The sequence below is a fragment of the Mesorhizobium sp. P2_A12 genome (genome assembly GCF_056405075.1).
In genome coordinates, this window is record NZ_JBFUCU010000004.1 from 632,492 (window position 1) to 657,860 (window position 25,369).

The following is a 25,369-nucleotide window of genomic DNA, read 5'->3' on the forward strand; positions in this document are numbered from 1 at the left end:
TCCTGGCCTTGGCTTTGGCCACTTTCGTACAGATCGATCCGGTCTCCCTGGTGACCCAGGGATCGATATCATCTGAGGCGTTGGCCCGCGTTGGCCGGCCTCTTACGGCCACAAGCGCAGCGGGCGTCGCGCGMCGCGCGACCCGGCGAACCATCCGGAGAACAAGCGTGTACGTAGCCAGGCTACCGGCCGGTTGCGTCAAGACTTCGGTCAACGGGACGGCAATCTGGCATTGCGGCGCGAAATATTATCAGCACACGGGGTCGAAGTACGTGGTCGTCCACGTTAACTGATTGGGCGCGGACGGGCCGCCAGCCAGACCTGACCGACAGATCGGCCTTAGCGACAAGATCGTCCAAACAACGACCGATCGCGGTCGTGCGCTCGGATAGTGCCAGCATCAATCAGCGGGCCTAGTTGTGGACAAAGTCAACAGATGAACGCGACACGAAAGTTATTCTTGATCGTAATCGCGGCGGTCGAAGCGGCGACAGGTCTCGGTCTTGCTTTGTTGCCCTCCGTTCCGTTTGCTGTCCTGCTTGGATTGGAAAGCGCCACGGTTGAAGCAATTTTTGTCGGCCGCGTCGCGGGCGCGGCGCTGCTTGCCCTAGGTGTCGCAAGCTGGATGGCGCGGAAGGACAAGGTAAGTCATGCGCTATTCGGATTGCTTGTTGGCATTCTGATTTACAACACAGCCGTATCAATTCTCCTCGTCTACGCGGCCGCAGTCCTAAAGATGACCGGCGTCATGCTGTGGCCCACGGTTGCATTTCACGCACTTCTTGCCGTCTGGGGTGGTCTGCTTCTGCGGGGTTTTCCGAGCGAAACTCCCCTTCGGGGCCGTTGACAACCGAGGGGTGCGCATTGTGGCACGTTGGCATCCGACTGCCACGGGCAAGATGCTCAACGATGGCGCGGCGCTCGTCTGAAGCGCCAGCAAGGTTCAAATGCGGATTCTCTGCTCCGAAGGCAATCCCCTGGCAACGACAGCGGCTCAGTAGCGCGATTACATGCTTACCCCACGTAACTTACATTCCAGCGCCAGCTGTTTGGTGCCTACTATCCATGAAGGAATGCAGGAAGCGCTCATCGGTCGTGCGAGACGCAGCCGTAGCGGGAAATCGAGGACAGCGTATGACGTTGCTCAGGGAGCCTCTGCTGCATTTTGCCGTCGTCGGCGCGATCTTGTTTGGCGGCTATTCCTGGCTGAATGACAGGCATGTCGAAGCAACGGTTGCGGAGCCGGTGCGTATCGGCGAAGGCGACGTGCAGTGGCTCAAGCAGACCTGGTCGAGCCAATGGCTGCGCGAACCAACCGCCGATGAACTCAAGGGTCTTGTCGACGATCTCCTCAATGAGAAAGTGATGGCGCGCGAAGCGCAGGAGATGGGCCTCGAGAAGGACGACACCATCATCCGCCGCCGCCTAGCACAAAAGCTCAAATTCCTTGTCGAGGACACGGCCCAGCTTGCCGAGCCAACCGAGGCGGAACTGCAGCAGTTCTATGCCGCCAACCCCGCACACTTCGAGACGCCCGGAAAACTGTCGTTCCGGCAGGTCTACTTCAACCCGGAGCATCGCAAGGATGCCGCGGCGGACGCGACCGCGGCGCTGGGTGCGCTGTCAGCGAATGCCGAGGGCGACTCGATCGAGGGCGACCGGCTGCTGTTCGGCGACAGCTTTGCCGATACTGACGAACAGGCGCTGTCGGGAATGTTCGGCGCCGATTTTGGGCGCGAGGTGTTTGCACTCGAACCGGGTGGCTGGCGCGGTCCGGTGAAATCCGGCTATGGCTTTCATCTGGTCCTCGTCACGCAGCGCACGGCGACCGCGCCGAAGCCCTTCGAGACCGTGAAAGATGCCGTGCTGGCTGAGTGGCGCTCCGCGAAGCAGACCGAACTGAGCAAAGAGTATCTGGTCGAGCTGCGCAACAAGTACGGCGTCGAGCTTGACGAGAGTACGAAAGCGACACTGGGGTCAGGGCCTGCAACGAACGTGGCCGCACGATGAGACGGCTGGCCAAGTGGCCTGAGCTTGTGCGGGGAGCCCGCTCCGCGTTGGAGTGCGTTCGACTGGTCCTGCTGACGGCAGCCATTGCTGCGCTGTTCTGCGAAGCTGCCTACTCCCACGAGGTGCGCCCCGCCTATCTCAGCCTGAAGGAGGAGGCGCCGAACGAGTTCAGCGTTCTTTTCAAAACGCCAATGCAGGGCAATGCGCGACTGGCGCTGTCGGCACTCTTTTCCGGCAAAATCGAGACGGTGACGCCGATCATCTCGCATCCGACCGGCGATGCCATGGTGCAGACTTGGCGCATGCGCACGCTGGAACCGCTCGCAGGCCAGAACGTCGTGATCGACGGGTTGCAGAACACCATGACCGACGCGCTGGTCCACGTGGTGTTCGCGAACGGCAACAGTTGGACGGCGCGACTCACCCCCAGCGAACCGTCAGCAGTCATTCCGGCGTCGCAGAGCGCCTGGGCGGTGTTCGTCACCTACGTCCGTCACGGCATCGAGCACATCGCCTTCGGCTTCGACCACCTGCTGTTCGTCACCGGGCTGATGCTGATCGTGCGCGACTGGCGCAAGCTGGTGAAAGCGATCACCGCCTTCACGGCTGCTCATTCAATCACCTTGAGCTGCGCCACCCTTGGATGGCTGACGCTGCCATCGCGGCCGGTGGAGGCGATGATCGCCATCAGCATCGTCATGGTCGCTGCCGAGGTAGTGCGGATGGAGCGCGGGCAGCTCAGCCTGGCCATTGTGAGGCCGTGGATGGTGGCCTTCGTTTTCGGCCTGCTGCACGGCTTCGGCTTTGCCGGTGCGCTGGTCGAGCTGGGCCTGCCGCAGGGCGACATTCCGCTGGCGCTGCTGGCCTTCAATGTCGGCGTCGAGCTCGGGCAACTGGCCTTCATCGCCGTCTTGCTGACCGCGGTTTATTCGATGATGCGGTTCGTCATGATCCCGCGGCAGGCGATCGTCGCGTCGGCCTATGCCATCGGGATCATCGCGGCATTCTGGAGCGTCCAGCGGCTGGACGCGATGTTCTTGTAGGAGGAGCAAATGGGACCCGCCGCAAGACTGCCGCGCCTGAGACGCGGGAAACTAGCACGCGCTACCACGGTTGCGCTCGCCGCGTCCTTGATGGCTGCTGCTCCGGTCTCCGAAGGACGTACTTGCGGCTATGATAGTCCGCAAACGACTTCGCAGGGCTTCCTGAATTGGCTCTATCCGGATTCACTCTATGTCGTCGGCGCGATATCGAGAGAGGTGGCGGCGGGACGGCTGCCGGTGGCGAACTTCGATCAGACCGGACCGGATCTGTTCGGACATAGATTTAAGCTGACGGCGGCGGCGCTGGAGCAATTCGGCGACATGCTCCGGGTGGCATCGCCAGGGCCCTCCCAGCTTTCGGTTTCGCTGGTCATCGTTGAGCCGATGTTGTGGACGCGCTTCGATCAGGGTCCTGATGGCCTGCGCACAACGGTTCATGTTTCAGGGGCGCAGCCCGGAGATCTGGTCATTGTCGCCGGCGAAGCCGTGATAGCCGAAATCGCGGCGCGGCGGTTGACCTTCGGCCAGGCCGTCGAGCGTGGCGTGGTGCGGCTCTATGGATCGGCACCGCAGATCGCCCAATTCCTGCTCTGCTATTCGCATGTCGGCGCAAACGACAGTGCTGTCGAAACATCACCGAAACCGGCCGTCTCGCTGGCAAGCGCGGCAGCCGGCCCACCCCATTTCGCTTCGATGCAATCGCACCCGGTTGGCTTCGCGCCCGCTGAGCTCGCATGCACACCTGACCACACCGAGATTTCATTCCATCAGGGAGAGAAACAATGATCCGGAAGCCGCTGACAATCACAAGTCTTGTATTGCTTACAGTCTGTGTAGGCGCGGTGGCGCGGGCACAGGATGCCGGCACCTATACCGTCGAGGAAGCGGGGCAAGCCATCAAGGCCCGGCCCTACTCACCTTATGCCGGTCGCAATTTCCCGACGCGGCCGCTGTTTGGCGACACGCATTTGCACACGGCCCTGTCCTTCGACGCCGGCGCGGCCGGCGCCAGGCTGGGACCGCGCGAGGCCTACAAATTTGCGAAGGGCGAGGAGGTCATTTCCTCGACAGGACAGCCGGCCAAGCTGTCGCGTCCGCTCGACTTCCTGGTCGTCGCGGATCACTCCGACAATATGGGATGGTTCACCGACTTCATGGCCGGAAAGCCGGAGATCCTGCAGAACGCACAGGCCCGCGAGTGGTATGACATGATACAGTCGGGGCACGCCGGGGAAGCTGCGTGGGCCATCGTCGTAACCTTTTCGCAAGGCAAATTTCCGCCCGACATCATCTACCAGCCGGGCAATCCCGCCTATCGGTCGGTGTGGCAGAGCATCATCTCGGCAGCCGAAGAAGCCAACGATCCGGGGCGCTTCACCGCCTTCATCGGCTTCGAATGGACGTCGCTGTCCAAGGGCAACAATCTCCACCGCAATGTTATCTTCCGCGATGGTGCCGAAAAGGCCGGTCTCATCGAGCCGTACACGACGCAACCGCCCGTCGGCAGCAACAACCCGCGCGACCTGTGGAAATGGCTGCGGAACTATGAGGACAAGACCGGCGGCGATGTGCTTGCCATCGCCCACAATGGCAATCTGAGCAATGGCGAGATGTTCCCGATCATCGAGCCGGTCACCGGTAAGGAGATCGATCGCGAATACGCCGAGCAACGCGCCAACTGGGAGGTGCTTTACGAGACCACCCAGATGAAAGGCGACGGTGAGAGCCATCCCTTTCTTTCTCCCAATGACGAATTCGCCAATTTCGAGAAATGGGACAAGGGCAATCTTGACCTCAGCGTCAAGAAGACACCGGACATGCTGGAGTTCGAGTATACGCGCTCGGCGCTCAAGAACGGGCTGAAGCTGGAAGCCAAGCTGGGGGTCAATCCCTACAAGTTCGGCCTGGTCGGCAGCACAGATTCGCACACGGGCCTCTCCACTGCCGACGACGACAATTTTTTCGGCAAGATATCGACCGGCGAGCCGAGCCCGGAACGCTGGTCTCACCCGTTCATGGCAAACCCCAAGCTTGGCCTAAAGATCCTGGGCTGGGAGACGACTGCATCGGGCTATGCCGCAGTGTGGGCGCAGGAGAACACACGCGCATCGATCTTCGACGCCATGAAACGGCGCGAAACCTATGCCACGACCGGACCGCGGATGGCAGTTCGGTTCTTCGGCGGTTTCGATTTCGTCGAAGCCGACGCCAATACCCGCAGCCCGGCGATCGCCGGTTACACCAAGGGCGTGCCGATGGGCGGCGACCTCAAGCAGGCGCCCGCCGGCAAGGTGCCGACCTTCCTGGTTGCGGCATTGAAGGATCCGATCGGCGCCAATCTCGACCGCTATCAGATCGTCAAAGGTTGGCTGGACGCCGCTGGTGAGGTGCATGAACAGGTCTACGATGTTGCCTGGTCCGGCGACCGCAAGCCGGGCGCCGATGGCAAGCTGCCGCCGGTTGGCGACACGGTCGACGTAGCCAATGCCACATGGACCAACACGATCGGAGCGCCAGAGCTTAGCGCCGTATGGAAGGACCCCGATTTCGATCCGTCCCAGCGGGCTTTCTACTATGGTCGCGTCATTGAAATCCCGACGCCGCGCTGGCCCGCCTATGACGCCAAATACTTTGGCATCAAGATGTCGCCGGATGTGACCATGACGACGCAGGAGCGAGCCTACACGTCGCCGATCTGGTACACGCCAGCCGGCTAACCAACCTCCGCGCGATGGAGGCACAAGGGCCTCGCCGCACCTTTCGGCGTGGCAGGGACCTTGACCTCCTTGCGTTTGATCCCGGCGGCAGGCGGCACTGGTCGACGTCAAGCCGACCAAAGGCGATATGGTGAAGTTGTATTTTCTAGCGGGAACGCCATGGTCTGTGGCTGTGCGACCAAAGGCGCCGCCGCTGCGTCGAGGATAGTCCAGCATGGCCAGCAATAACATCCGATACGTCTCATTGATGGTCGTTGAGACGGCTGCGGCGATGTTCCTGTTTTTGACGATTTTCCCAATTTTCCGGCAAGTGATCACGCAATTGGGAGAACCACAGGATATCAACCCCTATGAGCAGTCCGCGGTGGTCTGTGGTGCCCTCGTTCTACAGACCTGCTACTGGGTCAGGTTCCGCTGGGTTGCGATGCCCGCACCGTTTCGCAATGCCTTGGTCAGGCACCTGTTCCTGTTCGCCAGCCGGGTCAGCTTCTTCTTCGGAGGCGCTTTGTTTTCGGTGTTCTTTTTCCGCCACGTACCGGAACTCGATCGATTCCCGTCATTCATTCAGGGAGCGGTCAAGCTGTTGGATGTCCTACTGGTTCTGTTCAGTCTGTTTTGCTATTCGCTCGAAATTGAACGGTTGGGCAGGGCACGAGAAGACCATTCCTCGGCACCCGGCCGTACCAGATAGTTCAAGCTGCCAACCCAGTCCGTTAGAAGTGTGCCGGCGGGTCGGCCGCATTGTCTGCCCGTCAAACGTTTGCATGTCTCGGAACAATGTTCGATCGACGGCGTTTCACGCAGTTAATGACGACGTTTCGCATACGGTAGATATTGCCACCAGCGAGTACGTGATCATGAGGTTCCTGTCAGGCATAGCGACCGCCATGGTCGCAGCTTTTGCACTTGCGAGCACTGTTCCAGTTGATGCCGCCCCAATATTCGTGCCCAAGGCACAAGGCGCGCAGCTAGATGTGTTCCAGGTTCGGGATGGCTGGTACAGGGGTTATCGCGGCTATCGCCACTACCATAGGCACAACGACTTCTGGGTCCCGGGCGGCGCATTTGTCGCCGGAGCGCTGCTTGGCAGCGTGATCGCCAACAGCAACGGCTATTACGACGGGTATTACCGAGGCGGCGATTATTACGGGGATCCGTACTACGGCGATCCGTATTATGTCGATCCGTACTACGGCGATCCATATTACCACGACCGATACTACGGCGATGGTTATCACTCAGACAGATACTATCGCCGATGTTCGCCCAGGGAAGCCGATTCCGGTAATTGTTACTAGCGATCGATCGTCATGGGCAGGGCGACGCCCTTTGACCGATTTCCATGTGATCGACACAGTTCAATATTAAGCCCCGATGCGAGCCGTTTGAACGGCCTCGTAGTCAAAAAGTTACCCCGCCCTCCACGTAACTTACGTTCCGCTGCCGGCTCGGTCCGGTAGTCTCGGGACAACACGAACCAACAAACGGGATGGAACGCCGGCTGGCAGACAAAAGCGGTTCCGGCGGTGGTGTGCCGGTTGCGTGGCGGATCGGGAGTCCTCTCGTTGCCGCTGCGGTTCATCTCAGGCCCGCGGGAGGGAGACAATGGACAGTCGATTTCGTCGACATCTGCTGAAAGTGTCGCTGGCGGCTCTGACGATGCTGGCGGTGCATGGCCGATCCCTTGCGGCTGACCTCCTCATTGCAATGCCGAACTGGCCATCAGGCCAGGCCGCGGCCAACATAATCAAGTACGGATTGAAGGAAAAACTCAATCTGGACGCCGACGTGCGCGAGATGGGCTCCATGACCGCATTCGCCGGAATGGATACCGGGGAGGTCGACGTCTATCCGGAAGTCTGGCTTCCCAATCTCGATTCACTCGTCAAGAAATATGTCGACGGGCGCAAGACCGTGGACCTCAGTCCCAAGGGTGTGTCGGCTACGCAGGGCATCTGCGTGACGCGCGAGACGGCAGACAAATATGGCGTCAAGGACATTTCAGATCTCGCCGATCCGAAAAAAGCGGCCGTGTTCGATACCGACGGCGATGGCAAGGGCGAAATGTGGATTGGCGCGTTGGGCTGGTCGTCGACGAGCATCGAGAAGATCCGGGCCAAGAGCTACGGTTACGAAAAAACGATGACGCTCCTTCAAATGCCGGAAGACATGGCAATGGCTGCAGTCGATGCGGCCGCGGCAACGGGGCAACCGATGGCATTCTACTGCTACAGTCCGCACCATATGTTCAAGCTCCATGATATCGTCCAATTGACCGAGCCGAAATACGATCCGGCCAAGTGGCACATCGTGATGCCGAGCGACGACCCTGACTGGCTTACGAAATCTGAGGCGCCGGTGGCGTGGGACGCATCCCATTTCTACATCGGGTTTGCCTCATCGATGGCCAAGCGCCTGCCGAAAGTGGCGGCCTTCCTCTCTCATGTCGACTTCAGCTCAGACGAGGTCACCGAGATGAGCTACGCATTGCAGGTCGATCGGCAAGATCCCGCCAAGTACGCGCAGGCCTGGGTTGCAAAGCATCAAGACCGGCTTAGCGCCTGGTCGAAGTAGAGGCAGGGACGACCATGACCTTTTCGCTCGCAAACCGGTCCGTCACTCTGAAAAGCAATGATCACAGAATGGCTGGCCGCTGCCTCGTTCTTGGCGCCGCGCTTGTCATGACCGCGGTCGTCGCGACATTGGCGTACGCCGCTCAGACGCAGGTGTTCGATCCGCAGACACATAAGTGGGTCGACTACGACAAGAAGAAAGCGCGAAAATACTACGCTGCCCACAAGGAGGTGCCCGAGGCATTTCGCCCGCAGATGGTCAAATTCCGCACCGCGGAGGTTCCCGGTACGATCATCATCGATGGCAACAAGCATTTTCTCTACCTTGTGCAGCCCGGTCAGCAGGCCATGCGCTACGGCATCGGCGTCGGCCGGGAAGGCTTTGGATGGGCCGGTATCGTGCGCGTCGGCCGCATGGCGGAATGGCCGACCTGGACGCCTCCGGTCGAAATGGTCGCTCGTGATCCGAACGCGGTCAAATATGCGGCAGGCATGCCGGGAGGTCCCGACAATCCGCTCGGCGCCAGGGCGCTCTATCTCTACGAGGGCGATCAGGACACGATCTACCGGATACACGGCACGCCGGAGCCCTGGACGATCGGGCTCGACGTGTCGTCAGGCTGCATCCGGATGAGGAACGACGACATCACCGACTTGGCGTCGCGCGTCAAGGTCGGAGCCAAGGTCATCGTTCTGATGCAGGGGGCGGCCCTTTACAAGGGCGTTTGAAGCGGCATTCGGAGAGGGACAAGCAATGTCGGAAAAATGTGCAGTGAGAAGATCGATCCTGATTGTAGCTCTTGGATTCATGGCGCAGAGCTTGAGCGCTTGCGTCAGCACGCCGCCGCCTGCTCCGGAGCAGATGTCGAGGACGCAGGTTGAGACGGCTCCGGCGGATCTGCAGCTTCTTTGCGCCAACGCGGTCGCCAAGTCGAGCGGCGTCAACAGCGCCAAGATACTTCCGATCTCCTCGAGCAAGATCGATTCCAAAACTTATCAGGTCGAGCTCGATGCCGGCGGCAAGAAGACAAGCTGCCTCGTGGACACCGATGGCAACGTGAAATCTGTTGAGCCCGTTTGATTGGCTTTGGTCGTGTTCTCGAGCGTCGCTCCAGCGATTTCAATTGGCGACAATGCATGACTGGGCATTGAAGCATAGTTTCAGCGGTTAAGGCATTGGCTAGATCGAGCAAGCCGCCAACCTATGGGCGCGAGCCCATAATCAATGTGCAACGTTCGTGGTGATGATCCCGAGATTGACCAATCCGCTAACAGCCAGTTGGACCGCTACCGCTGTTAGGAGAATGCCGAACACGACCTCCGAAACGATAAGACTGGCCGGCTTCATTCGCTTGGCCACAGCGTGGATATTGGTGAACACCAGATAGTCGAATGCGCCGACAAGCAGGATGAGCCCGGCGACAAGCACTGCACTTGCAACCGAGACGACTTCGCCAGACGCGATGATAATGACCGTGATGCCCACAGGATTCAGCAAGTAGGGGACAGCAAGCGGGAAAATGGCGATTTTTTCGGGGTCAATCGGCAGGCCCAAATCCTCTTCGTGCTTTTCGGTCGGTCCAGAGGCCATCTTGATCGCGAGGAGCGCCAGGATAATGGCGCCGGCGATCGCCACTGCACCGCCAGTGATATGAAGTAGCCTCATCAGCAGAGCGCCAGTGGCAAAAAGGATCAAAGCCGTAACAAGCGCCGTCAAGACCATCTGGCGGCCTATCCTGACCTTGGTTTCGGTGTCGAACTTTTGGGTCTTTTCCAGAAAAGGCACGAGCGCGATCTTCGGTCCCATGCCAATCAGCAGGAGCAGGAGAAGTTTTGCCGCCAGATTTATATCAAGGACCGCAAAATCCATTGGAAATCCCCTCAACACTGCCTTGGACAACTGTCGACCATCCGAAACAGGTTGTCTAGCAAATCCGGGAAAATTCGCTGCTGCCAAGACAAGCCGGACCATCCAACAAACGCGCTGGAATACGACCTGTTTAGACGGCTCTATATTTCACAACGCTAGCGCTCGCTCTTCCGCGCAACCCGCTCTGATCCTGGGAATTGCCGTTGCGAAAATCTGGCCGTTGTTACCACGTAATTAACACCCAAGTTGGCTGGAACCGTCAAAAGACTGTGTATAGTGTGGGCGCGCTGAGGGGCGCCTGCACAATGAAAACCGAGCCGTCGCTAGGTCATTTCTACTCGTACCTGCGCGCCGGGTTTCGCATGCCGGCTTGCCTGGGCTGAAGACTCCGGGAGGCAAGCATCCGTCGGTGGCGCGATGCCCGCTTGGTCTGACAGGGAGAAGATGCCATGGCGTCCGATGCAACCGGGATTTCTCAAGACAACCCGGATAAGCAGGCCAGGAAGGGAAACCCGCTGCGCCGTGTCGCGCTGGCCGTGCTTCTGCTGGCTTGTCTGTTGTTCGTGATAGCAATCTTCATGGAGAGACGTACACCTTCTTCATCGCAGGCGACGGTCAGTGCCTATGTCGTGGGCATTGCGCCGGAGGTCACCGGGCGGGTCATCGAAGTGGGTGTGGTCGACAACAGCGCAGTGACGCCTGGTCAGATGTTGTTTCGCATCGATCCGCAGCAGTACGAACTGGCCGTCGCTGAGGCGGAAGCAAAGCTTGCCCGGGTAGGCCAGTCGATCGGGGCTTCCACAGCCTCCGTCGATGCCGTCCAGGCGCGCCTTGTGGAAGCGCAGGCAGTTCGCGACCACGTGCAGGAACAGGCCAGTCGGGCAATGGAGCTCGTCAAGCGGGGCGTCTATTCCAAGGCGAAGTACGATGAGGCGAAGGCGGCGGTGGACCAGGCAAATGCCTCGGTCGTCGCCGCTGAGGCGGACCTGAAGAAGGCACAAGAAGAACTTGGCCCATCAGGCGCCGACAATCCGCAGTTGAAGGAGGCGCTCGCAACACTTCAACGCGCGCAGCTTGACCTTTTGCGCACTACGGTCCTGGCGCCGGCGGAGGGCGTGGTCACCAACCTCCAGCTTTCCGTCGGAGGCGTTGTCGGCGCCGGCCAGAGCGCCATGACCTTCATCGATGTCGGCACGGTTTGGATCACCGCGGCGTTCAAGGAAAACAGCCTTGAGAACGTCGCCGCCGGCAACCGCGCCGACGTGCTGTTCGACCTCTTGCCCGGCCAAGTTTTCGGCGCCACGGTCGAGAGCGTCGGGATGGGCGTGGCTCAGGGAAGCGTCGATCCCAAGACCGGCCTCCCCAAAATCTCCACCGAAAGCGGATGGGTCAGAACGCCACAGAGCTTTCCCGTCCGCCTGATCCTCGACGAGGGCAGACCCAAGGGCGTGCGCTACGGCTCGCAGGCGAACGTGGTGATCTATACCGGCGACCATCCGGTGACCAACACGATCGGCCGCATCTGGATGCGCATCTTGTCGGTCCTGACCTATGTCAGCTGACGGTGAGCTTGCGCACGCCAATGCCAGGCGCAAGGGTCTGCGCATCGCGCTGGCCGTGGCCGTCGGCTTTACATGGTCGGTTCTGTCGGGGGCCATCATCCCCTTTCTGGGACCGTTGTTCGCGGCGCAGTTCCTGATCTCCAGTTCCCGCCCACTACAGCTGAAACAGGCCCTGGGAATGACTATCCTTATTGTTGTCGCCGGCGCGCTTCTGCAGGCCGTCGCGGTACTGACAGGCGACCGGCCGCCGGTGCTGTTGCTGCTGCTCGGGCTCGTCTATTTCGTCTGTTTCTACTTGCAGGCCAACGGCAAGGGTGGCGGGGCGATCTTTCTTGTCCTTGTGGTTGCCGTGATGGTGCCGCTGCTGACCGTGCTCAACCGCGATCTCGGTGATTCCATCCTGTCGATCCTTGTGCAGGGCGTGGTGAGTGGAGCGATCCTGATGTGGCTTGCCCATGCGGTCATACCCGACCGAGGCAGCGCCGATGTTCAAGTCCCGGCTCCTGCCGGAAACCCTCGCGCTGCGCGCTATGCCGCCGCCAACGCCGCCATTCTGCTGGTCGCCGTGCTCGCTTGCCTGACTCGGGACGGCCTCGCCACGGCGATCGTCATTCCAATCACTGTCGCATCGTTGTTGTCACAGCTCGACGTCATCGCAAGCGCAAGGGCGGCGTTCGGCCTCGTCATGGTCAATCTCCTCGGAGGCGTGGTTGCATCCTTTGCGTTCGCATTGCTGCAGGTTCGTCCCACCACCCCCACGCTGTTTGTCCTGGTGCTGCTCGCCGGCCTGGTGTTCGGCGGCCGCGCCGCGCTGAGCGACCCTGCCGCCAAGCTCTATGCGGGTGCGCTGACAATCTTCCTCATCCTGTTTGGAACGGGCGTATCGCCGTTGCCGGGATCGGCGGCGGAATCCTTTGCCACGCGGGTCAACTACATACTCGTCGCCATCGCCTATACGATCCTCATGGCGGCGTTGCTTTGGCCAGGACCGAGGCGCAGCGCTGAAGACAGCGTGCTGTCGTAAGGTGCTCGTGACCGACGCGGACATTCGATCCGAAAGATAGCCTCGGCCTCGACTGATCCGCTGGCAGGGTTTCCCAGTTCTGCACGTAGCATACAGTTACTTACCTTCCGCCTCGGCAGGTAATGCGCCAACGTAACGCCAAGGCAAGAGCACTCGCCCAGACTCGGCGACAGAACATCGCTGAAAACCAGGTTCACATACCTTGGAGGGACGACAATGGAGATCAAGCTTCCGCGTTGGCCTGTTGGCGCTGTGGCCATACTGACGTTCTTGATCTGCTCGGGTCCGACCTCTTTCGCGATTGCTCAGGATCAGGCCGCTGCTACAGCTAGCGCAGCGGCTAACCAAGCTCCCGAACCGCTCGACGAGGATGAACTCGAAGTACTGGTAGCGCGCATCGCGCTCTATCCCGATGAACTCGTCGCGGTCATTTCCGAAGCGTCGCTTTATCCATTGCAGATCGTGGAAGCGAGCCGGTTTTTGGATCAGGTCGCCAAGAAGCCAGGCCCGAAACCGAAGGAAAGCTGGGACGGCAGCGTCATCTCACTGCTCAACTATCCCGCCATCGTCAAGATGATGAGCGACGATCTGGAGTGGACCCAGGCGTTTGGCGACGCACTGACGTATCAGCAAAAAGACGTTCTGGTCGCCATACAGCAGTTGCGCGACACGGCTGTCGCCAAAGGCGTGATCAAGTCCGATGACAAGATCAAGGTTGTCAAGGAGAACGACAATGTCGTCATCCGGTCCGCGAGCGCGGACACGATCTATGTTCCACGGTATGAGCCGCAAATGCTCTATGCCACCGACTATCCGGTCGCTCCGATCTCCTATTATCCAGACCCCTACCCAAGTTATTACTATCCCACTGCGCCCTATTTCGCGGCCTTCGTGACTGGCGCCGTCTGGGCAGCGGCAGTGGATTGGAATGGCTGGGGTGTGTCAGGAGGCCGGTGGAACGGCAACGATATCAATATCGACTGCAACAATTGCATCAACAACATAAACGGCAAGGTCAATTTCAACGACGTCGACTGGAAAAACGTCGACCGTTCGAAAGTAAATTTCGACAAGAACCAATTCGCCAACATCGACAAAACGAAGATCAGCAATCGGGTCAAGGCCGACGATCGCAACAATATGCGCAACAAGGCATCCGATCTGAAAAGGGACCGAGCGAGCACGCTTGCCGGAAAGTCCGGCAAGGTGACGGACGTCCGCCAACGCGAAATCAGAGAGGGTTTAAAAAGCCGACCCCCGGCGTCGAGGCAGGACTTCAAAAAGCCAACCAACAACAACCCGATTTCCTCGGCGCGCAAGAATGATCGCCCCACGGCCAAGACGTCGGGGAATATCAATCGTGCGGTCGGCAAGCCCAGGCCCGCAGCGAGAGTGGACAACAGGCCGAGGAATCCTTCGGGTCTTGGCAACGTCAGCTCCGGAAAACGTCAGCAGATTGCCTCTAACCGCGGTGCGAGGAGCATGGGAGGCGGAATTCGCAGCGGCGGCGGCGGCAACAAAATGATCAGGCACGGCGGTGGCAGGCAGGGCGGTGGCGGGCGCCGGCGTTAATAGATTTGGCGAGAGGAGAACCGACATGAAAACGTCCGTCCGGAGTCTTGTTCTACGTTCGCTGCTCGGTGCCGGAATGATCTTGAGCATTGGCGCGGGTTCCGCAAATTCTGCCGGTGCACAAGAGGTGCACAGCCTCTCGGACTACGTGACCAAGAACGATCCGCCACACTTCGATGATCCCTCGGCGGCGGTGGATGCGTTTAAATCGGTCCTCGCGAAGGACGATTTCGACGGACTGGCGGCATTGCTTGGTCTGGATGCAGCGAAGCTGCGGACAAGCGAAGGCGTGATGGACACCTACGCGCAGATCCAGCAGGGCGCTGCGAAAACGGTGATTGTTCGCGATCTTGGCGACCGCAGGGAACTCGACATTGGCGACAAGCTGTGGACGCTGCCATTCCCCATCACCAAGGGCAAGGACGGCAAATGGGCTTTCGATACTTATGCTGGCATCGAAGAGATCATCAACCGGCGCGTCGGCGAAAATGAGATCACAGCGATCGAAACGGTTCGCGCCTATGTGGAAGCTCAGCGTGACTACGCTGCGGAAGACCGCGACGGTGATGGCGTGCTCGAATACGCCCAGAAGCTGATCAGCAGCGAGGGCCGGGCCGACGGACTATATTGGCCGTCCGACGAGACCAATGGCGTTAGTCCGGCAGGCGATTTCATCAACCAGGCGGCTCTCGACAAGGCGAAGAAAGGCAATGGCTATTTTGGTTATCGCTTCCGCATCCTGACCGGCCAAGGCGCGAATATCGCCGGTGGCGCCTACAACTATATTATCAACGGCAACATGATTGCGGGTTTCGCGCTTGTCGCCTGGCCTGTGAAATATGCCGAAACGGGCGTCAAAACCTTTGTGGTCAATCAGCAAGGCATTGTCTGCGAGGCCGATCTAGGCCCGAAAACGGAGGCTGTGGCCGGCGCGATAAAGCAATTCAATCCCGATAACAAATGGCAGCTGACAGGTGATTAGCCTGGTTCGGAAACGGTGATCGAGATTTCGGGTGGCGTCGCCCGCATGAAATAAAGTCGGAGGCATGGCTTGCAGCGGCCGGGTACTCGACGAACTCTTTGTCGTTTGCCTAGCTGTTTGGTGCAGGAGCGGACGGCGGCGCAGACCCAGGCGAAACATTAAGACGCGTGCCCGGCAGTTGCGCGAAAGAACGGATTCCGGTACTTGGTTGGTGGTGTGGAGCGGCGTGCCGATCAGTTCTTGGGTGCCACTGTCGTGGCAATCATAGTCAACTGACTTCGATTGGTGACAAGCAGTATCCGAGCCGGCTTGTTGACGTTGCACACGTGAGGGGGACGTTTTGGAAGCCGGCTTTGCAGGCGAGTTCAAATTCATGTGTATCCCCCGTGCGTTGCTGGCATTCGCACTGATCGGCCTGCTTGGCGGCTGCGCGTCTCGTCCGACGAACGTGCTGTTACCCGTAGCCGATACCTCCCCGTCATCCAGCAAGGTGGAGATGCTGGTGACGACGACGCGGGCTCGCTCCGCCAATCCGGCCGAGATGTATACGGGCGAGCGCGGACTGGCTCCTTCATTCGCGGACGTTACGGTGTCTATCCCACCAGCATCGGTGCGCAAGGTCGGCGAAGTCGCCTGGCCCAAGAAGCTGCCGTCAAACCCGGCTACCGATTTCGCGGTGGTGAAAGCCGAAGAACTCACACGGGATGGCGCGAAGGAATGGCTACACGCCTCTGTCACGAAGAGCCCGGACCACAGCGTGCTGGTCTTCATCCATGGCTTCAACAACCGCTTCGAAGACTCCCTTTATCGCTTTGCGCAGATCGCTCACGATACGGGCACCGACAGCGCACCGATCCTGGTCACATGGCCTTCCCGAGGCAGTACTCTGGCCTATGGCTACGATCGCGAGAGCACCAACTACACGCGAGATGCGCTCGAGACGCTGTTCCAATATCTCGCTCACGATCCCGAAGTAAAAGAGGTTTCGATCCTCGCCCATTCGATGGGCAACTGGCTTGCGTTGGAATCCTTGCGCCAGATGGCCATCCGCAATGGCGGCCTGCCGGCGAAGTTCAAGAACGTCATGCTGGCCGCACCAGACGTCGATGTCGACGTGTTCCGCACACAGATTGCCGACATGGGCAAACAGCACCCCCAGTTCACCCTCTTTGTCTCGCAGGATGACCGGGCGCTCGCATTTTCGCGACGGGTCTGGGGCAACATCCCCCGGCTCGGCTCCATCAATCCGGAAGAGGCTCCATACAAGGAAGAACTCTCGAGCAACAATGTAACCGTCATCGACCTGACGAAGGTCAAATCCGGCGACAGTCTGAACCACGGCAAGTTCGCCTCGTCACCGCAGATCGTGCAATTGATTGGGGCGCGGATGGCTGCCGGCCAGACCCTGACCGACAGCAGGGTGGGCCTTGGCGACACGATCGTGCAAGCGACGACCGGCGCGGCGGCTGCGGCTGGCAGTGCCGCAGGGTTGGTGATTTCGGCACCCGTTGCGGTGGTCGATCAGAACACCAGAGAAAACTACGGCAACGAGGTCGAGAATTTGACCGGCTCTCCAAGCAGACAGGCCAACAAAACAAACAAGGATTGTACTTTGCCGGCGACCTCCACGAAAGGTTGCAAGAAGTAGTTATTCCAGACCAGGCCTGCAGCGAGGCTTAATGATGCTCCATCTCGAAGTGCTTCGAACGCTCCGTGAGAATGGCATTCGGACGGCAGCAAGCGACTCCGGCCGCCCCTGAAGAGACGCCGCTGTTGGTACCGTAGGGCTGGAAGGGGGAATGATGCGTCGCATCGCTCGAATCTCGTTCGCCATTATCTTGTCGCTCGCCATTGCCGCCGTGGCCGTCTGGGCCGGATTTGCCATGTGGTATCGTCTGCCTGCGGGAGAGCTTGGTCGGGCTGCGGCCTGCGCCCTTTTCATCTTGTTCGGCCTCGGCACGATCATCGCGCTGTTCAGCCGTTTTCGCTTCCGGGCGCTCGTCCTGTTTCTCGCCGCGTTTGCTGCGGTTCTGGTCTGGTGGAGCACCATCAAGCCTTTGGGCGACGCCGACTGGGCTCCAGATGTGGCCCGTCAGGCAACCGGCACCCGCGATGGAAACCTGTTAACGCTGAAAGACGTGCGCGACTTCGAATGGCGCAGCGACACCGATTTCACCGAACGTTGGACAACCCGAACCTACGACCTTTCCACGGTTCAGACCGCCGACCTCTTCATGTCCTATTGGGCTGGACCGAAAATGGCCCACGTCATCATGAGCTTTGGCTTCTCGGGCGGTGACTATCTTGCCTGGTCCATTGAGGTGCGGCGCCGTGTCGGTGGCGAGTTCTCGCCCGTAGCGGATCTGTTCAAGAGCAATCCCTTGGTTATTATCGCGGCCGACGAGCGAGACGTGGTCGGCGTCAGGTCAAATGTTCGGGGAGAGGATGTCCAGATCTATCGCCTGAAAGCATCGCCTGACGCGGCCCGGACGCTTCTGCTGGAATACGTCTCGGACGCAAATGCACTTTCCACGAAGCCTGCATTCTACAATTCCATCACGACGAACTGCACGACGACGATCGTCAAGATGAAGCGAGCAGTCGGCGACGTTGTTCCATTCGACTGGCGGCTCATTGTTAACGGTTATCTTCCTGACTATGCGTACGACCGCGGTGCGCTCGACACTCGCTTGCCATTGTCGACCTTGCGGGAGTTGGCCCACATAGACGACCGTGCGCGGAAGTCGGGCCTTTCGCCGGATTTTTCGAGATTGATCCGGGTTGGCGTGCCGTCTCCAGGCCTTGGCAATTGATCTGGGAAGGGCTCGCAGGTGGGCGTGCCGATTGGTGGAGAGCGAGCAACTGGCCGGACGGATCAATTTGCACTAGCGTCGAGGGCAGTGTTGCTACTTCCTACAAGAGAAGAGGCCTCATGCATCATTCTGCCACTACCGATGTGACCGATCGATCCGATGATAACGTTGTAAATACGTATCAGAAGGCGCTGGAGGTCAATCTCGATGCGACGAGTTTCGGATCGTTCGCCGAGATCGGCGCGGGTCAGGAAGTGGCACGATGGTTTCTGCGCGTTGGCGCCGCGTCGGGCACGGTGGCCAAGACCATCTCAGCCTACGACAAGGAAGTGAGCGACGACCTTTACGGCTCAGGAACGCGCTACGTGTCCGGGCAGCGGCTTAAGGCGATGCTCGATCGTGAATGGAAGTCGCTCGTGCAACAGGTCGGTGAGGCCCGGGGCAAAGACACGCGTTTGTTCGCTTTCGCCGATACCATCGCGGCCCGCAACTTTGCCGGCACCAACGATTGCCACGGCTGGATCGGCGTCCGCTTTCAGGATCAGCCGAGGGCTGAGGCGAGCGACATTCTGCTGCACGCAAACCTTCGCGACAACGCCAACCTGCTTCAGCAGGAGGCGGTGGGCATTCTGGGTGTGAACCTGCTGCATGCGCTGCTGAATGAGCGGGCTGCGCCCGGAGATTTGCCTGCGAGGATGTTCGACAACCTTGCAGATGATCGCCTCGAAATTGATCAGATCGTGATGCGAGGCAGCGCGTTCGCGGGTTGCGACATGCACGAACTGCATACGGCCATGGCACGCGGCGGCCGGGCCGAGGCGGTGACGCTGGACGGTGATGGTGCGGCCGTCGCTGCCAACGAATTTCTGTATAAAAAGTCTGTGGTAATCGTGCCGTTGGCAAGCGACTCGCGTGACGACCTTTCTCCCGAGGCGGTTGCACAGTGTCTGGGAACGCTCCGCCATGAGGTCGCGAGCAATCCTGACGTGAAGGATGTCATCGATGTACGCCTGACGGTCGTCGATTCCAACGCGCCGCTTCCTGCACTGGGCAAGGGTGCAGCGATGATGACGCAGCATCGCCAGTTGTACCGCACGACCGCATTCGTGCGTCGATATACGCAGGCTCCGTTGCGTTTTGCCGTGCCGCTGCCTGCGTTGATACGGATTTTCGACGAGGTGAGATACCAGCACCTGGAAGGCCGCCTGCTCGAGGGTATCGCGCGGCTTTTCGGCTCCGACGTGCGCGTGCTGGCCTATCCGTGCCCTCGCGAGGAGTTGCTTCACCTGCTCAACACCGACCTGGGACGCGGATGGGAGGTTGACGGCAGCGGGCAATGGATCGGTGCCGATCAGTTGCGTCCCGCACCGCCTCTACGGCATCTTTATGAATATCTGCTGGCCTGTGGCTTCCTCGCGGCGATGCCTCCCAGCTAGCGATGGTATGTCGCGCAAACTTCTCAACACTCGCGCTCCGCTACGATGAAACACTACCGTCGAATGGGCTATTGTCGTTTGCGTACTTGCTTACGGTGAGGCGTCAAATAGAGAGCCGAATGAGATGTTGGTTTTCCAAAAGTCGAGCCAGAAGAAAGCCACAGAAAACGCCTGATAGGCATCACCAATCAGACCGACGACATCGGCGCGGTTGTTGCGCTTGGGGCCGGCACGTTCAGTGCGCCCGGACCCTGCGCGGGGCAAAAGGTCAGGGCAGAAAAGAAGCTTGAATTGTGCGACGGTCGAGCGCTGGATAGCGAGACACGGCCGCGACCGCCAGAACTGGCTTCCGCGGCGCTGAAGAGGGGGAAATCGTGGACACTACAGCGGAACCGGACGTTACTTCGTTGATTTCGGGCTTCGAACAGCTCGCCGATCGTTTCGTCTCCGGACTGTTCGCGCGGTTTGCCGCTTTGGGCGACGTCCCCGTCGAGCTTGAAAACCTGAGGGCCTCGCTTGCGGCCGGGGGAACGTCTCTCCTTGGGCTCCTGTTCGAGATTGTGTTGGTTGTCGCGCTCGTGGCCGGCGTGTTCATCCTGCTCGCCCGGCGGTTGGCCAAGGCGAGTGCCACAGGTGGTGCATGGCGCAGATTCTTCGCGGGCGTGGCGGCTATTTTCGTGGCGCTGGTGGTCGGTTTCATCGCTGCGCGGCTGCTGGCGGGTTCTGGCGTGCCTTTGCAAACCCTTCACCTTTGGACGGTGGTGACCGTGCTCGGCTTCATCATCCTCGCCGCCGTCAGATCACTGTTGATGGCATCGCGGCGAACCGAGTTCGTGGAGCACTCCGCCCATCTGGCGGCGCTCGTGCGCGACCTCTCGCTTGCCATTGGCCTGGCGATCATCGGCACCGCGCTGATCGCGACGTTGCGGCTCTGGACCGTCGGGCCGGCCTTGGGGGACCTGTTGCGAACAAGCCTGGCAATTCCGATCTACGTTCTGTTTGCATGGGCGGTATGGCGGCACAGACGCACAATGGCAGCCGCCGTGGCCGGTCCGCGCCCGAGAAGCCGCTGGCGCACCCGTCTCGCCAAAATGTGGCCGGCAATCGTGATCGCGTTCCTGATAATCACCTTTCTCAGCACTCAGGCCGCGCTAACCCTCGGGGCATCGCTTCGTGGGTCGGCCGTTCTGCTGACCGGGTTGATATTTCTCGCCGCGCCGCATCTCGACGCAATGATAGGGAACTGGGCGCAGCGCGGATTGGAGTCTCCTGACATCTCGATCTTGGCAGCGGCAGGACGACAGACCGCCCGCTTCACCGTTGTGGCTATCATGATTGCCATGTTGGGAACGCTATGGGCGACACCGCTGGCTGCCGGGTTCGGCACAGATCTGCGAGAGGTCGCCAAGGGCGCATCCGGTGTGGCGCTGATCATGTTGGTGGCGGCGTTTCTGTGGAACGTGGTCGGCACAGCGACGGCTCGGGCATTGCGCGCGGAGTTGCCTGCCGTAGGTGGTGACGAGGAGGCGCTGGGTGCGCCGCGTTCACGGCTGGGCACGCTGGTGCCGCTGATCAGCGCGGTCGGCAAATCGAGCATTCTGGCCTTGGCGCTGCTCTCGGTCCTGGTGTCGATCGGGGTCAATGTCTGGCCGCTGATCGCCGGCTTGAGCGTGTTCGGGCTGGCCATCGGCTTCGGCTCGCAGACGCTGGTGAAGGACCTGGTCTCCGGGCTGTTTTTCCTGATCGACGATGCATTCCGCTTCGGCGAATACATCGAAACGTCAGGCGCCAAGGGGACCGTAGAAAAAATCTCGGTCCGGTCGGTTTCCCTGCGCCATCAGCGCGGTGCCTTGGCGACAATTCCCTATGGCGAGATCGGCAAGATCCAGAATTTCAGCCGCGACTGGATGATCGAGAAACTGACCTTTCGCGTTGCATTCAACACCGATGTCGAAAAAGTCCGCAAGATTTTCAAGAAGATCGGCCAGGATATGTCGGCCAACCCGGAACTTGCCGGAGACATGCTCGAGCCGTTCAAGAGCCAGGGAATTGGCGAGGTCGAGGACGGCACGCTGGTCATCCGGGCCAAATTCAAGGCGAAAGCGGGCAGACACTTCATGATCCGCCGCGCCGCTTTGATCGCCGTGCACCAGGCATTTCAGGAAAACGGCATTCAGGCCGTCCCAAAGCCACTGACATCCAATCCTGGAGCGGCCTGATCTTGGACAAGCGGAAAGGCCTTACCGCGCTGTAGGCGTGACTGGCAAACCTCCCGAGATCGGTTTGCCGGGCTTCATGGTGCTTGTGGGCAAACCGCGCAAAACATTCGTTGTCCAGCGAGGTTTCGGTTGCGATCCAACAGCATGGGTCTGAAATTTGGAGAACAGCAGGGTCCAAGGGAAGCATTTGTGGGTTCTGAGCGTTTACCACAATAGAGTTTGCCATTGCCGTCGAAGGCGCAGATCCGCTGCGAGCCTCCAACACATGGCGCTTTCCTCGGTCACCATAGGCTTGCGGCGGCAAGCCAAGGAAAAAATGCGCGCTCAAGCTTTCATCAACCGAATTGCGACGGCCGTCCCGGACCACAGCGTTCACAGGTTCTTCCTGCAGTTTGCTGGCTCTCAGTTGACGGCAAACCCCCGTCGCCGCGCGATTTTCAATCGCATGGCAGACAAGGGTGGGATTGAGCATCGCTATTCGTGCTTTGCCCCTGCCGACGATCCCGAGGGTCCGAGTGTGGACATGGCGGGCGTTTTCAAGCGGGGTGCATTTCCAGGAACGGCGACACGCATGGAGATGTTTGCGGCCGCTGCGCCGGTTCTCGCCCAGCAAGCCGTGGAGCGGCTCCTCCAGGATAAGGACAGGACGACCGTCACGCATTTGATCGTGACAACGTGCACCGGTTTCTCCGCCCCCGGTATCGATCTGGAGATAATTGCTCGATGCAATTTGCCGACCACCGTCGAGCGCACGATCATCGGCTTCATGGGATGCTACGCGGCAATCAACGCGCTCAAGCTGGCACGGCACATCATCCGGTCCGAACCCGAGGCTCACGTTGTAATCGTCTGTATTGAACTCTGTACGCTCCATCTCAGGGAGACCAGCGATCTCGAAAAACTGCTGTCCTTCTGCCTCTGGGGTGATGGTTGCGCGGCCGCGTCGGTGACTGCCCGCCCATTCGGGATCGGCCTGGATAGTTTTCACGCGATCGTCGCCGCCGACAGCCGCGACCTGATGACCTGGGGCATTCGCGACGACGGTTTCGACATGGTTTTGTCGGGACAAGTCCCTGGCGCAATTCAAGGTGTGCTCGCCACTGGTATCGGCAGCATTCTGGGAGCCAGCAGCGTCGGAAGCGTTGATCTCTGGGCTGTCCACCCAGGCGGGCGCTCGATACTCGATGCTGTGGAGCGCGCGCTGAATCTCCATCCCGGTGCTTTGTCGATGTCGCGCGAGGTCCTTCGCGAAAACGGAAACATGTCTTCAGCCACCGTCATGTTCGTGCTTGAGCGAATGCTGCGCGAGTTCACGGAAGACCGCGTGGGTTGTGCCATGGCATTCGGACCCGGCCTGACGGCTGAGACGATGATGTTCCATACGGCCGGCAATGCCTGAGTTGACCAAAGATCTCGACCGCCGTCGGATCGAGCCGGAACTGCTCGATATGCTGCCCCCCGACGATCCGAGGGCAATCGGGTCCCGGCGCGACCTCGTTTGGATAAACGCGCTGATGTTTCAGAGCGCGATCATGTCTGGTCTCTTGAAGGCGAACGTGCGCAAAACGCCTACCAGGATTCTGGAACTCGGCTCCGGCGACGGAGCATTCATGCTCTCGGTTGCAAGACGTTTCGCCAGGAGATGGACCGATGTGGACCTGGTCATGCTTGACCAGGTCAACCTCATCTCAGACAAACGGCGCGCGGACTTCGCCGCACTCGGATGGCGAGTTGAAACCGTCACCGATGACGTCTTTGACTGGATCGCAAAGCCCGGCGCCGGCGCGTACGACGTTGTCTCGGCCAATCTGTTCCTCCACCATTTTTCCGACGCGGACTTGAAGGTTCTGTTTGCAGCGCTTCGTTCGCGGGCACCGGTGTTCCTCGCCACCGAGCCAAGCCGAAACGCAAGTGCCTTGAGAATGTGCTCCCTCCTACGCGTCATTGGCGCAAACGAGGTGACCATGCACGATGCAGCCGCGAGCGTCCGCGCGGGGTTCGCGGGCAATGAACTTTCCAGCCTGTGGCCATCGGGCTCAAGCCAGCAGTGTGAAGAACGCAGGATTGGCCCGTTTACCCACGCTTTCAGCGTCATCCCTAAGGAACCGCTCCCGCGATGTACGATGCCATTGTCATAGGTGCCGGGCCAAGTGGCTCGTCCGTGGCCTTGGCTTTGTGCGGCCAGGGGCGCGCGATCGCCATCATCGAACGAAGCGAATTCCCGCGCCGAAAAGTCTGCGGCGAGTTCATGTCGGCAGTCAATCTGGAGCTGTTGGACCGTTTGGGGGCGGGTGCCGCGATTCGCGCCAAGGCAGGCCCGGAAGTCAGGCGAGTTGCATTGTTTGCGTCGGGCCCTGGCATTGACGCGGGCATGCCCCGGGCAGCGGGAGACGCTTTTGGGCGTGCACTTGGGCGCGACGTTCTGGATGGCATCCTTTTGGACGCCGCCCGCAGCGCCGGAGCCGAAGTTTTTCAGCCTTACCGCGCGGTGAAGATCATCAGCGATGGGGAGAACGCCGCAGTCCGGATCAGCGGCAAAGGCGATCAGAGGGTTCTCGCTGCGCCAGTCGTGATAGCCGCGCATGGCTCTTGGGAGCAGGGAAAGCTTCCGACCAACCTCCCAAAAAGCAGTGCGCCTCACGATCTATTCGGCTTCAAGGCGCATTTCAAAGGAGCTTCGCTCGCCCGAGACCTCATGCCTCTCCTGGTATTTCCGGGCGGCTATGGCGGCATGGTGTGGACGGATCAGGACAGGATGTCGGTGTCCTGCTGCATACGCCGCGATGTATTGGCCAGGTTGCGTGAGAAAAGTGGTGCCTTGTCGGCGGGCCAGGCCGTTCACGCGCACATCGTGGCATCCTGTCCTGGTACGGTTTCCGCGATCGGGGGCGCAACGCTCGATGGCGAATGGCTTGCCGCCGGGCCTATACGCCCTGGCATTCGTCCGCGTTTTGCCGACGATATATTTCGGGTCGGCAACATTGCCGGCGAGTCCCATCCCATCATCGCCGAAGGCATCTCCATGGCCTTGCAGTCCGGCTGGCTGTTGGCCACCGAATTGGCCAGGTTCGACCGGTGGGATCGCGAGGCGCGCGTTGCCGCCGGCAGTCGCTACTCAAAGGCCTGGAACAGACAATTCGCAACCCGCATTCGCACCGCCACCGTTTTGGCACGCATTGCAGCCCTCCCTCAATCCGCTGCGGCGATGAGGGCTTTCGTCAGTTGGTTTCCCCAAAGTCTGGCGATCGGAGCCAGACTGTCAGGCAAGACGAAAGCGCTGCCGGTTCCACGTTGATCGTTCCACGTTGATCGCTCCACTCCGACCAACAATGGCATGCTTTGGATCGGCCTTCAGCCCCTGTAGCCAAGCGCTGCGGCATCGATCAGAAGACGGTTGCGAAGTCGAGGGACCGGACAACGTTCGCGCTGTTATGCAATTGCCGGGTTCGGCAGCGTGCGAAGTCGAAAATATGGTTGCTTGAGGAAATACTCCAGGGAGCTCCGCGAATAAATTTCGGCCAGCAATCCGGAGCCTGCTGGAGGAGCAA

The 25,369-nt window shown here is 60.0% G+C and carries 22 protein-coding genes; 21 read left to right on the forward strand and 1 reads right to left on the reverse strand.

Annotated elements, in window-relative coordinates:
• Positions 1 to 460: 460 nt before the first annotated feature.
• From AC1DZU_RS13390 to AC1DZU_RS13435, 10 genes are all read left to right on the forward strand, one after another.
• Positions 461 to 847: a hypothetical protein gene (locus AC1DZU_RS13390; RefSeq protein WP_477285249.1), complete on the forward strand. Its 387-nt coding sequence runs from the start codon at positions 461 to 463 to the stop codon at positions 845 to 847.
• A gap of 287 nt (positions 848 to 1,134) precedes the next feature.
• The gene (locus AC1DZU_RS13395; RefSeq protein ID WP_477285251.1) at positions 1,135 to 2,010 is read left to right on the forward strand and encodes a peptidyl-prolyl cis-trans isomerase; all 876 of its coding nucleotides are present in this window, start codon (positions 1,135 to 1,137) and stop codon (positions 2,008 to 2,010) included.
• A gap of 47 nt (positions 2,011 to 2,057) precedes the next feature.
• On the forward strand, positions 2,058 to 3,053 hold the full coding sequence (locus AC1DZU_RS13400; RefSeq protein WP_477285253.1) for a HupE/UreJ family protein: 996 nt from the start codon (positions 2,058 to 2,060) through the stop codon (positions 3,051 to 3,053).
• A 9-nt stretch (positions 3,054 to 3,062) separates the two neighbouring features.
• The gene (locus AC1DZU_RS13405; RefSeq protein WP_477285255.1) at positions 3,063 to 3,839 is read left to right on the forward strand and encodes a hypothetical protein; all 777 of its coding nucleotides are present in this window, start codon (positions 3,063 to 3,065) and stop codon (positions 3,837 to 3,839) included.
• On the forward strand, positions 3,836 to 5,770 hold the full coding sequence (locus AC1DZU_RS13410) for a DUF3604 domain-containing protein (RefSeq protein WP_477285257.1): 1,935 nt from the start codon (positions 3,836 to 3,838) through the stop codon (positions 5,768 to 5,770). The genes AC1DZU_RS13405 and AC1DZU_RS13410 overlap by 4 nt, the downstream gene beginning before the upstream one ends.
• A gap of 214 nt (positions 5,771 to 5,984) precedes the next feature.
• Positions 5,985 to 6,461: a hypothetical protein gene (locus tag AC1DZU_RS13415; protein WP_477285258.1), complete on the forward strand. Its 477-nt coding sequence runs from the start codon at positions 5,985 to 5,987 to the stop codon at positions 6,459 to 6,461.
• A gap of 73 nt (positions 6,462 to 6,534) precedes the next feature.
• Positions 6,535 to 7,068, forward strand: a complete 534-nt coding sequence (locus tag AC1DZU_RS13420) for a hypothetical protein (protein ID WP_477285260.1) — start codon at positions 6,535 to 6,537, stop codon at positions 7,066 to 7,068.
• Between the two features lie 307 nt (positions 7,069 to 7,375).
• Positions 7,376 to 8,344 carry an ABC transporter substrate-binding protein gene (locus tag AC1DZU_RS13425; protein ID WP_477285457.1) on the forward strand — a complete coding sequence of 323 codons (969 nt, stop codon included), beginning with the start codon at positions 7,376 to 7,378 and terminating at the stop codon, positions 8,342 to 8,344.
• Positions 8,345 to 8,412: 68 nt separating this feature from the next.
• Complete coding sequence (locus tag AC1DZU_RS13430; protein WP_477285262.1) at positions 8,413 to 9,072, forward strand: L,D-transpeptidase; 660 nt, start codon at positions 8,413 to 8,415, stop codon at positions 9,070 to 9,072.
• 25 nt (positions 9,073 to 9,097) lie between these two features.
• Positions 9,098 to 9,424 (forward strand): hypothetical protein, encoded by a 327-nt coding sequence (locus AC1DZU_RS13435; RefSeq protein ID WP_477285264.1) that lies wholly within the window; start codon positions 9,098 to 9,100, stop codon positions 9,422 to 9,424.
• A 141-nt stretch (positions 9,425 to 9,565) separates the two neighbouring features.
• Here the strand turns inward: AC1DZU_RS13435 and AC1DZU_RS13440 are convergent, their stop codons facing one another.
• The gene (locus tag AC1DZU_RS13440) at positions 9,566 to 10,213 is read right to left on the reverse strand and encodes a MarC family protein (protein WP_477285266.1); all 648 of its coding nucleotides are present in this window, start codon (positions 10,211 to 10,213) and stop codon (positions 9,566 to 9,568) included.
• A 449-nt stretch (positions 10,214 to 10,662) separates the two neighbouring features.
• Here AC1DZU_RS13440 and AC1DZU_RS13445 point away from each other — a divergent pair, with 449 nt between their 5' ends.
• From AC1DZU_RS13445 to AC1DZU_RS13495, 11 genes are all read left to right on the forward strand, one after another.
• On the forward strand, positions 10,663 to 11,775 hold the full coding sequence (locus tag AC1DZU_RS13445) for an HlyD family secretion protein (protein WP_477285268.1): 1,113 nt from the start codon (positions 10,663 to 10,665) through the stop codon (positions 11,773 to 11,775).
• A complete protein-coding gene (locus AC1DZU_RS13450; RefSeq protein ID WP_477285270.1) occupies positions 11,765 to 12,799 on the forward strand; it encodes a DUF2955 domain-containing protein in 1,035 nt (344 codons plus the stop codon). The genes AC1DZU_RS13445 and AC1DZU_RS13450 overlap by 11 nt, the downstream gene beginning before the upstream one ends.
• A 216-nt stretch (positions 12,800 to 13,015) precedes the next feature.
• Positions 13,016 to 14,371 carry a DUF3300 domain-containing protein gene (locus AC1DZU_RS13455; protein WP_477285272.1) on the forward strand — a complete coding sequence of 452 codons (1,356 nt, stop codon included), beginning with the start codon at positions 13,016 to 13,018 and terminating at the stop codon, positions 14,369 to 14,371.
• 25 nt (positions 14,372 to 14,396) lie between these two features.
• A complete protein-coding gene (locus AC1DZU_RS13460) occupies positions 14,397 to 15,353 on the forward strand; it encodes a DUF2950 domain-containing protein (RefSeq protein ID WP_477285274.1) in 957 nt (318 codons plus the stop codon).
• A gap of 373 nt (positions 15,354 to 15,726) precedes the next feature.
• Entirely contained in the window at positions 15,727 to 17,001 is a 1,275-nt protein-coding gene (locus AC1DZU_RS13465; protein ID WP_477285459.1) for an alpha/beta hydrolase, read from the forward strand.
• 154 nt (positions 17,002 to 17,155) lie between these two features.
• Complete coding sequence (locus AC1DZU_RS13470) at positions 17,156 to 18,166, forward strand: Lnb N-terminal periplasmic domain-containing protein (protein WP_477285461.1); 1,011 nt, start codon at positions 17,156 to 17,158, stop codon at positions 18,164 to 18,166.
• Positions 18,167 to 18,285: 119 nt separating this feature from the next.
• Positions 18,286 to 19,602: a hypothetical protein gene (locus AC1DZU_RS13475; RefSeq protein WP_477285276.1), complete on the forward strand. Its 1,317-nt coding sequence runs from the start codon at positions 18,286 to 18,288 to the stop codon at positions 19,600 to 19,602.
• Between the two features lie 374 nt (positions 19,603 to 19,976).
• Entirely contained in the window at positions 19,977 to 21,821 is a 1,845-nt protein-coding gene (locus AC1DZU_RS13480) for a mechanosensitive ion channel domain-containing protein (RefSeq protein WP_477285278.1), read from the forward strand.
• 265 nt (positions 21,822 to 22,086) lie between these two features.
• A complete protein-coding gene (locus AC1DZU_RS13485) occupies positions 22,087 to 23,220 on the forward strand; it encodes a type III polyketide synthase (RefSeq protein ID WP_477285280.1) in 1,134 nt (377 codons plus the stop codon).
• A gap of 1 nt (position 23,221) precedes the next feature.
• Entirely contained in the window at positions 23,222 to 23,959 is a 738-nt protein-coding gene (locus AC1DZU_RS13490) for a methyltransferase domain-containing protein (protein ID WP_477285282.1), read from the forward strand.
• Positions 23,938 to 25,116: an NAD(P)/FAD-dependent oxidoreductase gene (locus AC1DZU_RS13495; RefSeq protein ID WP_477285284.1), complete on the forward strand. Its 1,179-nt coding sequence runs from the start codon at positions 23,938 to 23,940 to the stop codon at positions 25,114 to 25,116. The genes AC1DZU_RS13490 and AC1DZU_RS13495 overlap by 22 nt, the downstream gene beginning before the upstream one ends.
• The last annotated feature ends 253 nt before the right edge of the window (positions 25,117 to 25,369 follow it).